Genomic DNA, 12,992 nt, shown 5'->3' with positions numbered 1-12,992 from the left:
CTATCAATATGTCCCCACCGCCCCCATCTCCCCTCTCGAAAAAGGGGTGCCAATGACTGAACCGATCCTGTCCGTCGCGGGCGTCACCAAGACCTACAAGAGCGGCACCACCGCGCTCCACCCCGTCGATCTCGACATCCGCAAGGGCGAGATCTTCGCCCTGCTCGGCCCCAACGGTGCGGGCAAGACGACGCTGATCAGCATCATCTGCGGGATCGTCACGCCGTCCGCGGGCACGATCAGGGTCGCGGGTTACGACGCGATCCACGACTACAAGCAGGCGCGCAGCCGCATCGGGCTGGTCCCGCAGGAGCTCAACGTCGACATGTTCGAGACGGTGCTCGCCACCGTCACGTTCAGCCGCCGCCTGTTCGGCCGGTCGGGCCACAGCACGTATATCGAACAGGTGCTCCGCGACCTGTCGCTGTGGGACAAGCGCCATGCCAAGATCATGGAATTGTCGGGCGGGATGAAACGCCGCGTGCTGATCGCCAAGGCACTCGCGCACGAGCCCGAGATCCTGTTCCTCGACGAACCCACCGCAGGCGTCGACGTCGCGTTGCGCCGCGACATGTGGAAGCTCGTCCACCGCCTGCGCGAAGGCGGCACGACGATCATCCTGACGACGCACTACATCGAGGAGGCCGAGGAGATGGCCGACCGCGTCGGCGTCATCAACAAGGGCAGATTGCTGCTGGTCGACGACAAGGCCTCGCTGATGAAGAAGCTCGGCAAGCGCGAGCTCGAGCTCTCGCTGCAGGAGCCGCTCGACACGATCCCGCCCGACCTCGCCGAATGGGACCTGTCGCTTCAGGACGAGGGCAAGCGTCTGCGCTACGTCTTCGATGCGCAGGCGGACCACACCGGCATTCCTTCGCTGCTCCGCAAGCTCGCCGAGCTCGGCATCGGCTTCAAGGATCTCGAAACCAGCAAGTCGAGCCTCGAAGACATCTTCGTCGATCTCGTCGGAGACCGCGCATGAACGCCCCCCATCTGAACCTGCACGGCATCTGGGCGATCTATCGCTTCGAGATGGCACGCGGGTTGCGCACGCTCTGGCAGAGCCTCGTCACGCCCGTGCTCACCACGTCGCTGTATTTCATCGTCTTCGGCGGCGCGATCGGCAGCCGGATGCAGGAAGTCGGCGGCGTCAGCTATGGCAGCTTCATCGTCCCCGGTCTGATCATGCTGTCGCTGCTGACGCAGAGCATCGCCAATGCGTCGATCGGCATTTACTTCCCCAAATTCACCGGCACGATCTACGAACTTCTGTCCGCCCCCGTCTCGGCGATGGAGATGGTGATCGGCTATGTCGGTGCGGCAACCACCAAGTCGGTGATCATCGGGCTCATCATCCTCGCGACCGCCGCGTGCTTCGTCCCGCTGCAGATCGCACACCCTTTTGCGATGCTGACCTTCCTGCTTCTAACCGCGGTCACGTTCAGCCTGTTCGGGTTCATCATCGGCGTCTGGGCGAACGGGTTCGAGCAGCTCAATTTCGTGCCCGCGCTGCTCATCACGCCGCTGACCTTCCTCGGCGGTGCGTTCTACTCGATCGACATGCTGCCACAGCCCTGGCGCACGTTCAGCCTGTTCAATCCCGTCGTCTATCTGATCAGCGGTTTCCGCTGGAGTTTCTTCGACAAGGGCGACGTCGCGATCGGCATCAGCCTCGCGGTGACCGCGGGCTTCCTCGTCGCCTGCCTCGCGGTGATCGCCTGGATCTTCAGGACTGGCTGGCGGATGAAGAACTGACGGTGGAAAACGCCCCCCGGCAGAGGCCGGGGGGCATGAACTGCCCGCCGCCCCCGTCGGTGCTCACCGCATGATCGCATGCATGTCAGTCGCTACCCCATGGACGCTCGCCCCTACGCGCGTCCCTCCGGGCCGGACCGTCGCCACGCGCCGCGCGCCAGCGGTCGGACCACGAGCGCGTTGAGGTCGATCACGACGTGCAGCGCGATCGCCATCCACAGCGCACCGGTCAGCCCGTAGATCACGGCCAGCCCGCCGCCGACGATTGTCGTCGCGATCATGCCGCGCACGCCCTGGTACCGATGCACCGCGCCGAACAGGAGCGTGGCCAGGATCGTCGCCATCACCGCATCGCCCGACACCATCGCGATCAGCAGCGGCAGGAACAGCCTGAAGTACAGCTCTTCGCTTACCCCGGCGCTCAGCGACAAGGCGGTGGCGGGCCACAGCTCAGAGCGCGCCTGTGGTGCGACGTCGGGCAGATGGGCGATCTCGAACGCGGTCTTGCCGCGGCGCCACCGCCAGTGCGTGATCGCCGCGTTGACGATGCTCCCCAGCGCCATCCCCAGCACCAGCGGCGTAGTCGGCAGCAGCGGCCAGTCGTCGGGTATCACCCGCATCGCGGCGGGCTGACCCGCGCCCAGCGGAGCCTGCCCCAGCAATGCCAGCCCGAGCACCGCCGGCAGCGCGAACGATACCGCGAGCCCCAGCGCCCATGCGGTCATCCTGTGCCCGCGCGTCCCGCGGCCGGGCAGCGCGAGGCGTACCCGGAACGTCCGCCCCCGCCATGCGATCGCCAGCGTGTACGCCGCGACGATCACCAGCAGGATCGGCGCCGGCAGGATCGGCGCCGGCATCAGCGCGCCGCCGGTCAGTCGCGCAACAGGTCGTTGATGCTCGTCTTCGACCGCGTCTGCGCATCGACACGCTTGACGATCACCGCGCAATACAGCGCGGGCTTGCCGTCACCGCCGCCGATCGAACCGGGCACGACGACCGCGTAAGGGGGGACTTCGCCCTTGAACACCTCCCCCGTCTCGCGGTCGATGATCTTGGTCGACGCGCCGAGATAGACGCCCATCGACAGGACCGCGCCCTCGCCCACGCGGACGCCCTCGGCGACCTCGGCGCGCGCACCGATGAACGCGCCGTCGCCGATGATGACCGGGTCCGCCTGCAGCGGCTCGAGCACACCGCCGATCCCCGCGCCACCCGACAGGTGGACGTTGCGGCCGATCTGCGCGCAGCTGCCGACGGTCGCCCAGGCATCGACCATCGTGCCCTCGCCGACATGCGCGCCGATGTTGACGAAGCTCGGCATCAGGATCGCGCCCTTGGCGATGAAGCTGCCGCGGCGCGCGACCGCGCCGGGTACGACGCGGATCCCCGCCGCGCGGAATTCGGCCTCGCCCCAGCCCGCGAATTTCGACGGCACCTTGTCGAACGCGGGCGCGCCCGCCGAGCCGCCGTCGATCACGACATTGTCGTTCAGCCGGAACGACAGCAGCACCGCCTTTTTCAGCCACTGGTTGACCTGCCAGCCGCCGCCGGTTTCGCCGCCGGTCGGCTCGGCGACGCGCGCGGTGCCCGCATCGAGCATTGCCAGCGCGCTATCGACCGCGTCGCGGACCTCGCCCCTGGTGTCGAACCCCAGGTTTGCGCGGTCGTCCCAGGCGGCGTCGATGATCGTCTGCAGCGTGCTCATGCTATCTCCAAGATGCTTTCCAGCCACGGCGCGAGCACCGGGACGGTAAAATCGATATGGTCGCGTTCGGTACCCGGCGACTGCTCGGATCCGTTGTCGACCCAGACGGTCGTCATGCCGATCGCCTTGGCGGGCGCGAGGTTGCGGACCATGTCGTCGACGAAGAGCGACTCGTTGGGGTCGATGCCGAACCGCGCGCAGAACCCGGCATAGGCCGAGGCATACGGCTTGGGCATCAGGTCCATCGCGTGGATGTCGTGGATCGCCTCGAAACTGTCGCGCAGGCCGAGCCGGTCGAGGATCCGCAGCGCATAGGGCACGTCGCCGTTGGTGAAGATCAGCTTGCGCCCGGGAAGCTTGGCGATCGCCGCGACGAGCGGTGCATCATGCTCGAGCACGTCCATCTCGATGTCATGGACATGCGCGAGGAACGCGTGCGGATCGACGTGATGCTCGGTCATCAATCCCGACAGCGTCGTTCCGTGATTGTGGAAATAACCCTTCTGGACGCGGCGCGCCTCGTCATGCTCCAGTCCCAGCAGGTCCTGGATGAACGCCGTCATCCGCGCATCGACCTGCGAGAACAGGTCGGCACTCGCCGGGTACAGCGTGTTGTCGAGGTCGAAGATCCAGTTGCGGATCGGGGCAAGGCGGGCAAGCATCGCGGCGAACCTCTAGGCACCCCGCACGGTCGGGGCAAGCAGGCTCGGTCACTGCGCAGGCTTGGTCACTGAAACGCCCACGCACAGCCCCGCTATGCCGCGCGATAGAGAATCAAGGGGTGGATGTCGGCGGGGCGCGCACCCATCTCGTCTTTCATGACACGCTATTCGCTTCTCGATCTCGTCCCTGTCGTCGAAGGCGGCACGGTTTCCCAGGCTCTTGCCAACGCCGCCGATCTCGCACGCCACGCCGAAAGCGTCGGCTTCACGCGCTACTGGGTCGCCGAGCATCACGGCATGACCGGAATCGCCTCCGCCGCCACCGCGGTGGTGATCGCGCATATCGCCGCGGCGACGCGCTCGATCCGCGTCGGCTCGGGCGGGATCATGCTCCCCAACCATGCGCCGCTGACGATCGCGGAACAGTTCGGGACGCTCGACGCGCTGTTCCCGGGGCGGATCGACCTCGGCCTCGGCCGCGCGCCCGGCTCCGACCAGCGCGTCGCGCGCGCGATGCGCCGCACGCTCGAGACCGATGCCAACGCGTTCCCGCAGGACGTGCTCGAACTGCAGAGCTATTTCGCCGACGATGGCCAGACCGGGATCACCGCGACCCCGGGTGCCGGTGCGAAGCCCGAAATGTGGCTGCTTGGATCGAGCACGTTCGGCGCGCAGCTCGCGGCCGCGCTCGGGCTCCCCTATGCGTTCGCGTCGCATTTTGCCCCCGACGCGCTCGACAGTGCGCTCGCAATCTATCGTCGCGACTTCAAGCCGTCGGCATTCCTGTCGCGCCCGCACGTGATGGCCGGGTTCAACGTCTTTGCCGCCGACAGCGACGCGGAGGCCGAATTGCTCGCCAGTTCGCAGCAACAGTCGTTCGTCGCGCTGCGTACGGGCAACCCGCGCCAGCTGCCGCCTCCCGTCGCGCATTACCGCGACACGCTGGGGCCGCAGGGCAACGCGATCCTCGACCACGTGCTGCAATGCTCGGCGGTCGGCGGCCCGGCAAAAGTCGCGCGCGGGATCGCCGCGTTCGTCGAACGCACCGGCGTCGACGAGGTCATGGTGACCAGCGCGATCTTCGACCATGAAGCGCGCAAGCGCAGCCTGTCGATCACCGCCGCGGTCATGCAGGACCTGAAACTCGCGGCCTGACGCGCGGCGGCTGTCTAGGCCGCGCGCGCTGGCGGCGCCTCATCACGGCGCAGCGTCAGAACCTCGACCCCGTCGCTCGTGACCGCGACCGTATGCTCGAACTGCGCCGAGAGCTTGCCGTCGTCGGTCACGACCGTCCACCCGTCCTCCTCGGTCGAGACCTTGCGTGAGCCCTGGTTGACCATCGGCTCGATCGTGAACACCATGCCCTCGCACAGCCGCACGCCCGCGCCCGGCCGCCCGAAGTTCATGATGTCCGGCTGCTCGTGCATTTCACGACCGATACCATGCCCGCAGAACTCGCGGACGACCGAATAGCCGTTCTTCTTGGCATGACGCTCGATCGCAAAGCCGATATCGCCGACATGCGCACCCGGCCGCACCTGCGCTATCCCCTTCCACATCGCCTCTTGCGCGACGCGCACCAGACGCTTTGCGGCGGGCGACGCGGTCCCGACCAGATAGGTCTTGCTCGAATCCGCGATAAAACCGTTCTTCTCGAGCGTGATGTCGAGATTGATGATGTCGCCGTCGCGAACGATCGCGTCCGCATCGGGCACGCCGTGGCAGACGACGTGGTTGATCGAGCAGTTCAGCACGAACTTGAAGCCATATTGCCCCTTGCTCGCCGGCCGTGCCGCCAGATCCTCCGTGATGAATTGCTCGACCAGATCGTTGATCTGCAACGTCGACATGCCGCGCAACGTCTGTCCGTCGAGCATCTCGAAGACGGATGCCAGCAGCTTTCCCGACACGCGCATCAGCGCAAGTTCCTCGCACGTCTTCACCATGTCAGGCGGCCGCCGCTTCGACACCACGGACATGGCCCGCGGTCAGTTGCGCCACGACGATATCGTTGAACGACCATGTCGGGTTTGCCTCGGCAAGCATCCCGATCTTCATCCAGAACTCGGCCTGCGCATTGATCGACCGGCACATGACACCACTGGCCCGGCGCGCCTCCTCATGCAGCGCGTCGTCAATCTTCACGATTCCCATATTCACCTTCCAATGCCACCGACGATACGGATCGTATATGTTTCATATGCTGCTTGGTCAACATCGAGGAGGAAGCCGGTTGCAACAGGTCTCAAACGCCCGGATTCCCGAGGCCACGCGCGCAATCGCCGCACACCGCACCTCATTCCACCCAATAGTTGCAGCGCCGATCTTCCCCTGATTTTGTATTAAATAGCCAAGTATTGCCGCGTCGCCCCACCACCTCCAGCATTGTCGATAGTCCGCGATCGGGATAAGATAACAGCATAAAATAGTGAGGGGGGGGGGTGAAATGCGCGGACTCTTTCTTGGCATAATCGCGACTGTTCTCGCATCGGCACCCGGAGCCGAGGCGCAACAGGGCCCTCCGGCGCAGTCAGCCGGACCAAACGACAGCGGTCCGGGGGAATTCAACCGCCAGCAGACCTTCCGTGATTTCCAGGCCGGCGTCACCGACTCCAATCGCCTGACGATGCGGCCTGTCCCGGTGCGGCCAAAGGAGATCGTGCAAGGGCTTGAAGTCCACGATGCAAAGGGCCTTGTCGTCGGCACGGTCGAGACCGTCGGCAAAGACTTTGCGGTCGTGACGAGCGCGATCGGTAGCGTCGAGGTGGATTTCCCGTCCTTTGCAAAGAACAAGAACGGGCTTTTGATCAATCTGCCCAAGAGCAAGCTCGATGGCATGATGGCGGACGGTCATCCCGCATCGTGAGGCACCGACAGGCTCGGACGCGATCCCGGGACCGTCTACAGCCTCAGTCTGAGCGCGCACCCGGCAACCCGTTCAAATAGTTCACTACGGCGATGACGGCCCGTTGGCCCGCATAGAAGACAAGTCTGCTCTTTACAGCGTAATATTTGATCCCGATTGCCAAGGCTGCAACCCTGCCGAAGAGTCCATTCAACCAGCATCTACTACTGACATAAGTCTCTGTGAGTTCAGGATGATCATATCAGGCGACGTCGAGCAACGGCAGTTGGATGGAACGCTGAGGGTGAGACACGTCGATCAACAACCGAATGCACATGCAGGCTACGATCGGGAAAAGGCTAACCAGCCCTGCGAACGATCGCTTTCGGTTGACCGTGCGAGACGACCGTACGTCTAATAATGGGCGGAAGCGGAATGACCGGATTTGGTGGAAAGCGGACCTTCCGCTTTGGAGGCCACACCTCGGAAACCGGCCACTGAACGGGCATCTCAGATGCATCAGTCTTTTGCATCGCCGAAGCACTCATTTTCCTGCAGTTCTTGGCCTGATGCGAAATCGGTGATTTTCGCATCAGCCAAGAACGGCCAAAATTCGACCAGATCTTGATGCAAATTCGATGTATCGGATATCTCGCTACGCAATGGGAGCGATCACGTGTTTTTATCGGTGCTAAGCCTGATGGCTGCTGATGTTGCGGCGGCTGTACCAACGAAATCGGTGATTTGTGCAGTCGGACGTGTCGCTGTCCGCGATCTCCCAGATATCGATGGGAGCATCAGTGCTGATTATTATTATTACCAACGTGGTCTGATTTACGCATGTCCCAAACTTAGAAAGGCGTTACCAGCCGGCTATTCAGAGGCCACCAGTGATGCTCAGGCGCGAGCAAGCATCCACGGGCCTGTGCCCGGGTACACCCCCCGCTCCGCCTACATATACGCCATTAGCGCACCGACGTTCAGCGCGGATTTAAAATCCGCTACCGTGCATTTCGATTATCAATGTACCTGGCTTTGCGGTGGTGCGTACGAGGCGCGGTACGTATTGACGCGCGACGGATGGCAACGTGAGGGCGGAGTTCGGTGGTTATACGTCTCGTAGGAGACCAGAGCACCTCCGGCGGACTAGCCAAGCGCCCACCTAAACAATGATGCAAAACTTTTAATTTTTGCATCAACGCCTGCCCGTGTTGGCATCATCGTGATGAACGGATGCCTGCGTTCGAGACTGCGAGCTGCCACTGGAACGTCCGCTACTGGGCGGAAACCGTCACGCCAGCGGCATCTCCGACCACCAGCCCAGACCCCATGCGACACCGGTCAGCTGGCGGCGGGCAGCCGCAACCGGACCATCAGGCCGCCCAGGTCCTCGCTCTCCTCAAGCCCGACCGTCCCCTCGTAGATCTCGGCGACATCGCGGACGATCGCCATGCCGAGACCGGTCCCCGGCTTCCCCGTATCCAGCCGGACGCCGCGGTCGAAGATGCGCACGCGCTGTTCCTCGGGGATGCCCAGCCCGTCGTCCTCGATCAGGAACTCGACGAACCCCGCCTGTGCGCCGACCGTCACGAACACGCTCCCGCCACCATATTTCGCGGCGTTCTCGATCAGGTTGCCGAGCATCTCGTCGAGATCCTGGCGTTCGACATGCACCTTGAGCGACTTGTCGCCCGTGATGTCGATCCGGACGTGGCGATAGAGACGCGCGACCGCGCGCTCGACCGATTCGAGGCTCGGCCAGACGTCGGCGCGACTGTGCGCGGATCCCCTGCGACCGACCGCGCGCGCGCGCGCGAGATGATGGTCGACCTGGCGCCGCATCGTCCGCGCTTCGCGGATCACCGTATCCGCCAGGTCGTCCGACTGCGCGGTCGCGGCGTTCATGATCACCGTCAGCGGCGTCTTGAGCGCATGCGCGAGATTGCCCGCGTGGCGCCGCGCTTCCTCCGCCTGCCGTTCGTTATGCTCGATCAGCGCGTTGAGTTCCTCGACCATCGGCGCGACCTCGATCGGCATCGCGCTCGACACGCGGTTCGACTGCCCCGCGCGCATCCGCGCAATCTCCTCGCGCACGCGGCGCAGCGGCCACAGCCCGTAGAAGGTCTGCAGCGCCGCGAGCACGATCAACCCGACCGCGAGCAACGCGAAACTGCGCACCAGCGTCCGCCGCAGCGTCGTGATCTGCGCATCGAGCCCGTCGCGCGCCTGCGCGACCTGGAAGCGCCAATGGATCTTCGACCCGGGCAGCACGACGTCGCGCTCGACGATGCGCAGCGATTCATCGTGGAACTGCTTGCTGTCGTAGGTGTGCACGTTGCGGTCGTCGTGCGCGGACCCGAACGCCAGCCGCCGATCCCAGAGCGAGCGCGACGGGAAATCCTCGCGCCCTGCGCCCGAGACCTGCCAGTAGAGCCCCGAGCCGGGTTCGAGGAAGCGCTGATCCGCCGCGGCGTCGCGCGTGAAGATCACCTCGCCCTCCGGCCCGATCTCCGACGAGCTCAGCAGCGAGCGCAGGACATATTCGAGCTGGTCGTCGAAATTGCGCGTCACCGCGGTCGCCAGCACGCGGTCAAGCGCATAGCCGCCCGCGCTCAACAGCACGGTGATCCAGATCGCCGCGATCAGGATCATCCGCCGCGACAGCGATCCCTTCGCGCGCGCCTGGACGTGCAACGGCAGGTCGACCGCGACGGCGGGCGTATCGGTCACGCGCGGGCTCCCGTCGGCATCGCGGAGATCAGGCGTCGGGGTCTTCGAGGCTGTAGCCGAGACCGCGGATCGTCGTGATCACGTCCTGACCCAGCTTCTTGCGGATCCGCGTCACGAACACCTCGATCGTGTTCGAATCGCGGTCGAAATCCTGGTCGTAGATATGCTCGATCAGCTCGGTGCGGCTGACGACCTTGCCCTTGTGGTGGAGCAGATAGCTCAGCAGCTTGTATTCCTGCGCGGTCAGCTTCACCGGCTCGCCCGCGCGCGTGACCTTGCCGCTGCGCGTGTCGAGGCGGATGTCGCCCGCGGTCAACTCTGACGAGGCGTTGCCGCTCGCGCGACGGATCAGCGCGCGCAGGCGGGCGATCAGTTCCTCGCTCTGGAACGGCTTGGCGACATAGTCGTCGGCGCCCGCATCGAGCCCGGCAACCTTGTCCGACCAGCTGTCGCGCGCGGTCAGCACCAGCACGGGCATCACCTTGCCCTCTTTCCGCCAGCGATCGAGCACGGTCAGCCCGTCGACCTCGGGCAGGCCGAGATCGAGCACGACCGCGTCGTAATTCTCGGTCGACCCGAGGAAATGCCCTTCCTCGCCATCGACCGCCAGATCGATCGCGTAACCGGCGCCTTCGAGGGTGTTCTTGAGCTGAGCCCCGAGATTCGGCTCGTCCTCGACGATCAGAACGCGCATGATAATCCTCTCGCTTGAAATGCTCGCGACCGACGCGACGCCGGTCGACTCCTCATCGATCCGTACGACCGACGATCTGGCCGGTGCGACCATCGACATCGACCCAGATCACGGTTCCATCGCGCAGGAACTTGAGCGTGTAAATGGCGCTGCCGGAATCATAGTCGACACCGATATACTGCGCGCCCCGCATCGTCGGGATCACCCGCGCCTCGATTTCGCGCAGCGGCAGCGACCGTCCGGTCTTGCGCGCTTCGAACGCGGACCGCTGGTCGCCGCGCCGCTGATCGGGCGCCTGCGCCGTGGCGACACCCGCGATCATCGGCATCGTCATCGGAAAGGCGGCAAGGGTTGCAAGAAACAACAGCATCTTCATTGGCGTGGCATAGCCATCCGGCATTGAACAGCCTGTGAATGGCGGTGCGCGGCACGACGATGGCACAGTGTAACTTGCCTGCATCACTCGGCCCCCCTACGTGGCGCGGACATGGCAGCACCAATCTTAGCATTCGAAGACCTCGGCCTCGTCCAGGGGTCGGGATGGCTCTTTCGCAACCTCGACATCCATATCGGCCCGCGCGACCGGCTCGCGCTGATCGGTCGCAACGGCGCGGGCAAGACCACGCTGCTGAAGCTGCTGGGCGGGAGCGTCATCGCCGACGAGGGCCGCCGGACGATCGTCCCCGGCACGCGCGTCGTGATCCTCGAGCAGGAACCCGACCTGCGCGGCTTCGCGACGCTGCGCGACTATGTGATGGCGGGCGACGACGCCCCCGTCAGCTACGAGGCCGATTCGATCGCGGACCAACTCGGCATCGACCTGTCGCGCGAGGCGGGCTCGGCGTCGGGCGGCGAGCGTCGCCGCGCGGCGATCGTCCGCGCGCTCGCGCAGGACCCGGACGTGCTGCTGCTCGACGAGCCGACCAACCATCTCGACATCGGCGCGATCGAATGGATCGAGGACTGGCTCAAGCGGTTCCGCGGCGCGTTCGTCGTGATCAGCCATGACCGTACCTTCCTGACGCGCCTCACCAAGCAGACCTTGTGGCTCGACCGCGGCGCGATCCGGCGTGCGGAGATCGGTTTCGGCGGGTTCGAGGCGTGGACCGAACAGGTGTACGCCGAGGAACAGCGCCAGGCCGAGAAGCTCGATGCACGGCTGAAACTGGAGGAGCATTGGCTGCTCCGCGGCGTCACCGGGCGCCGCAAGCGCAACCAGGGCCGCCTGACCAAGCTGCACGAGATGCGCGCCGAACGCGCCTCGATGATCGGACCGCAGGGCTCGGCGAACCTGACCACGAGCAGCGACGACACCAAGTCGAAGGTCGTGATCGACGCGAAGAACGTCACCAAATCCTATGGCGACCGCACGATCATCGGCGACCTGACGTTGCGCGTCACGCGCGGCGACCGGATCGGCATCGTCGGCCGCAACGGCGCGGGCAAGTCGACGCTCCTCAAGCTGCTCACCGGCGAGATCGAGCCCGACAGCGGCACGATCAAGCTGGCCAAGACGCTCGACGCAGTCGTGATCGACCAGCAGCGCAGCCTGATGGCGCCCGAGAAGACGGTGCGCGAAGTCGTGGTCGACGGTGGCGAATGGATCGACGTGCTTGGCGTGCGCAAGCATATCCACGGCTATCTCAAGGACTTCCTGTTCGACCCCAACATGGTCGACGCGAAGATCGGGTCGCTGTCGGGTGGCGAGCGGTCACGCCTGCTGCTCGCGCGCGAATTCGCCAAGCCGTCCAACCTGCTGGTGCTCGACGAGCCGACCAACGATCTCGACCTCGAGACGCTCGACCTGTTGCAGGAGGTGATCGGCGATTATGACGGCACCGTCCTGATCGTCAGCCATGATCGCGATTTCCTCGACCGGACCGTGACGATCACGCTCGGGCTCGACGGTTCGGGGACGGTCGACGTCGTCGCGGGCGGGTATGAGGACTGGGAAAAGCGCCGCGCCTCGACCACGACGGGCAAGCGCGCGTCGAAGAAGGTCGCCGCGACCGCGCCGCCGGCCCCCGCACCGCGCGCCAAGCTGACCTACAAGGATCAGCGCGACTATGAGCTGCTCCCCAAGCGGATCGAGGCGCTCGACGCGCAGATCGCCGCCGATGCGACCAGGCTTGCCGCACCCGATCTGTACATGCGCGATCATGCGACGTTCACGCGCCTGACCGCGGCGATCGAGGCGGCGCGGGCGGAGAAGGAGGCGGCCGAACTGCGCTGGCTGACGCTCGCCGAACAGGCAGAAGGGTAAGCTCGCCTTCCGCGCTTTTTTCCTATAGGGAACCAGAACGGCATTGCGGCGTTGCAGCATACCGTAGTTGTAAGTCTTGGAGATTTCTATGAACCTTAAGAACCTGACCGGTGGCGCCCTCGCGCTTGCCATGATGTCGACCTCGGTTGCTGCCGTTGCAGCACCTGCCAACCCTGCTTCGAGCCTGTCGGTTTCGAACGCACGCGTCGGCACGGCGACGTCGAAGAAGAGCGAGCTCGCTGGTGGCGGCATCCTCGCAGCGCTGATCGGCGCTGGCGTTGTTGCGATCGGCGTCATCGCCATCGTCAAGGACGACGACAACTCGGACAGCAACTAAG

At 65.0% G+C, this 12,992-nt stretch carries 14 protein-coding genes; 6 read left to right on the top strand and 8 right to left on the bottom strand.

The genetic code is table 11. From position 1 onward, the window contains the following. Positions 1-52: 52 nt before the first annotated feature. Both ASE72_RS09150 and ASE72_RS09145 read left to right on the top strand, forming a co-directional pair. Positions 53-982: an ABC transporter ATP-binding protein gene (locus ASE72_RS09150; RefSeq protein ID WP_056019941.1), complete on the top strand. Its 930-nt coding sequence runs from the start codon at positions 53-55 to the stop codon at positions 980-982. After that, positions 979-1,755 carry an ABC transporter permease gene (locus tag ASE72_RS09145; protein WP_056019938.1) on the top strand — a complete coding sequence of 259 codons (777 nt, stop codon included), beginning with the start codon at positions 979-981 and terminating at the stop codon, positions 1,753-1,755. Before ASE72_RS09150 ends, ASE72_RS09145 begins: the two co-directional genes overlap by 4 nt. 113 nt (positions 1,756-1,868) lie before the next feature. On the opposite strand, the gene ASE72_RS09140 is transcribed toward ASE72_RS09145, so the two are convergent. The 3 genes from ASE72_RS09140 to ASE72_RS09130 are packed head-to-tail and all read right to left on the bottom strand — an operon-like array spanning position 1,869 to position 4,122. Next, positions 1,869-2,612 carry a CPBP family intramembrane glutamic endopeptidase gene (locus ASE72_RS09140; RefSeq protein WP_056019935.1) on the bottom strand — a complete coding sequence of 248 codons (744 nt, stop codon included), beginning with the start codon at positions 2,610-2,612 and terminating at the stop codon, positions 1,869-1,871. 14 nt (positions 2,613-2,626) lie between these two features. Next, on the bottom strand, positions 2,627-3,460 hold the full coding sequence (gene dapD / locus ASE72_RS09135) for a 2,3,4,5-tetrahydropyridine-2,6-dicarboxylate N-succinyltransferase (protein WP_056019932.1): 834 nt from the start codon (positions 3,458-3,460) through the stop codon (positions 2,627-2,629). Next, on the bottom strand, positions 3,457-4,122 hold the full coding sequence (locus ASE72_RS09130; protein ID WP_056019929.1) for a pyrimidine 5'-nucleotidase: 666 nt from the start codon (positions 4,120-4,122) through the stop codon (positions 3,457-3,459). The genes dapD and ASE72_RS09130 overlap by 4 nt, the downstream gene beginning before the upstream one ends. Before the next feature lie 156 nt (positions 4,123-4,278). Between ASE72_RS09130 and ASE72_RS09125 the strand changes: the two genes are divergently transcribed. Then, positions 4,279-5,277, top strand: coding sequence for an LLM class flavin-dependent oxidoreductase (locus ASE72_RS09125; protein ID WP_056019926.1), 999 nt, complete (start codon positions 4,279-4,281; stop codon positions 5,275-5,277). Positions 5,278-5,291: 14 nt separating this feature from the next. On the opposite strand, the gene map is transcribed toward ASE72_RS09125, so the two are convergent. Both map and ASE72_RS09115 read right to left on the bottom strand, forming a co-directional pair. Further along, positions 5,292-6,068 carry a type I methionyl aminopeptidase gene (map, locus tag ASE72_RS09120; protein WP_056019923.1) on the bottom strand — a complete coding sequence of 259 codons (777 nt, stop codon included), beginning with the start codon at positions 6,066-6,068 and terminating at the stop codon, positions 5,292-5,294. 1 nt (position 6,069) lies between these two features. Continuing rightward, on the bottom strand, positions 6,070-6,276 hold the full coding sequence (locus ASE72_RS09115) for a ParD-like family protein (protein ID WP_056019919.1): 207 nt from the start codon (positions 6,274-6,276) through the stop codon (positions 6,070-6,072). Between the two features lie 292 nt (positions 6,277-6,568). Between ASE72_RS09115 and ASE72_RS09110 the strand changes: the two genes are divergently transcribed. Further along, the gene (locus ASE72_RS09110; protein ID WP_056019916.1) at positions 6,569-6,988 is read left to right on the top strand and encodes a hypothetical protein; all 420 of its coding nucleotides are present in this window, start codon (positions 6,569-6,571) and stop codon (positions 6,986-6,988) included. 1,320 nt (positions 6,989-8,308) lie between these two features. On the opposite strand, the gene ASE72_RS09105 is transcribed toward ASE72_RS09110, so the two are convergent. From ASE72_RS09105 to ASE72_RS09095, 3 genes are all read right to left on the bottom strand, one after another. Next, complete coding sequence (locus ASE72_RS09105; RefSeq protein WP_082446000.1) at positions 8,309-9,619, bottom strand: sensor histidine kinase; 1,311 nt, start codon at positions 9,617-9,619, stop codon at positions 8,309-8,311. A gap of 106 nt (positions 9,620-9,725) precedes the next feature. Continuing rightward, positions 9,726-10,391, bottom strand: a complete 666-nt coding sequence (locus tag ASE72_RS09100; protein WP_056022041.1) for a response regulator transcription factor — start codon at positions 10,389-10,391, stop codon at positions 9,726-9,728. A 52-nt stretch (positions 10,392-10,443) separates the two neighbouring features. Continuing rightward, positions 10,444-10,767 (bottom strand): hypothetical protein, encoded by a 324-nt coding sequence (locus ASE72_RS09095; protein WP_056022038.1) that lies wholly within the window; start codon positions 10,765-10,767, stop codon positions 10,444-10,446. A gap of 111 nt (positions 10,768-10,878) precedes the next feature. On the opposite strand from ASE72_RS09095, the gene ASE72_RS09090 reads away from it, so the two are divergent. Beyond that, on the top strand, positions 10,879-12,654 hold the full coding sequence (locus ASE72_RS09090) for an ABC-F family ATP-binding cassette domain-containing protein (protein WP_056019911.1): 1,776 nt from the start codon (positions 10,879-10,881) through the stop codon (positions 12,652-12,654). Between the two features lie 88 nt (positions 12,655-12,742). Beyond that, positions 12,743-12,991, top strand: a complete 249-nt coding sequence (locus ASE72_RS09085) for a hypothetical protein (RefSeq protein ID WP_056019908.1) — start codon at positions 12,743-12,745, stop codon at positions 12,989-12,991. Position 12,992 lies beyond the last annotated feature (1 nt).

Source organism: Sphingomonas sp. Leaf20, from assembly GCF_001421535.1.
In the GTDB taxonomy this organism is placed as follows: Bacteria; Pseudomonadota; Alphaproteobacteria; order Sphingomonadales; family Sphingomonadaceae; genus Sphingomonas.
Note: the sequence above shows the minus strand (reverse complement) of the source record. Positions and strands in the feature narration are given on the sequence as shown.

Excerpts from the sequence above, each read along its gene's own strand:
- ASE72_RS09150 (WP_056019941.1), top strand. The coding sequence starts at position 53 with ATGACTGAACCGATCCTGTCCGTCGCGGGCGTCACCAAGACCTACAAG.
- ASE72_RS09145 (WP_056019938.1), top strand. The coding sequence starts at position 979 with ATGAACGCCCCCCATCTGAACCTGCACGGCATCTGGGCGATCTATCGC.
- ASE72_RS09140 (WP_056019935.1), bottom strand. The coding sequence starts at position 2,612 with ATGCCGGCGCCGATCCTGCCGGCGCCGATCCTGCTGGTGATCGTCGCG.
- dapD (WP_056019932.1), bottom strand. The coding sequence starts at position 3,460 with ATGAGCACGCTGCAGACGATCATCGACGCCGCCTGGGACGACCGCGCA.
- ASE72_RS09130 (WP_056019929.1), bottom strand. The coding sequence starts at position 4,122 with ATGCTTGCCCGCCTTGCCCCGATCCGCAACTGGATCTTCGACCTCGAC.
- ASE72_RS09125 (WP_056019926.1), top strand. The coding sequence starts at position 4,279 with ATGACACGCTATTCGCTTCTCGATCTCGTCCCTGTCGTCGAAGGCGGC.
- map (WP_056019923.1), bottom strand. The coding sequence starts at position 6,068 with ATGGTGAAGACGTGCGAGGAACTTGCGCTGATGCGCGTGTCGGGAAAG.
- ASE72_RS09115 (WP_056019919.1), bottom strand. The coding sequence starts at position 6,276 with ATGGGAATCGTGAAGATTGACGACGCGCTGCATGAGGAGGCGCGCCGG.
- ASE72_RS09110 (WP_056019916.1), top strand. The coding sequence starts at position 6,569 with ATGCGCGGACTCTTTCTTGGCATAATCGCGACTGTTCTCGCATCGGCA.
- ASE72_RS09105 (WP_082446000.1), bottom strand. The coding sequence starts at position 9,619 with ATGATCCTGATCGCGGCGATCTGGATCACCGTGCTGTTGAGCGCGGGC.
- ASE72_RS09100 (WP_056022041.1), bottom strand. The coding sequence starts at position 10,391 with ATGCGCGTTCTGATCGTCGAGGACGAGCCGAATCTCGGGGCTCAGCTC.
- ASE72_RS09095 (WP_056022038.1), bottom strand. The coding sequence starts at position 10,767 with ATGAAGATGCTGTTGTTTCTTGCAACCCTTGCCGCCTTTCCGATGACG.
- ASE72_RS09090 (WP_056019911.1), top strand. The coding sequence starts at position 10,879 with ATGGCAGCACCAATCTTAGCATTCGAAGACCTCGGCCTCGTCCAGGGG.
- ASE72_RS09085 (WP_056019908.1), top strand. The coding sequence starts at position 12,743 with ATGAACCTTAAGAACCTGACCGGTGGCGCCCTCGCGCTTGCCATGATG.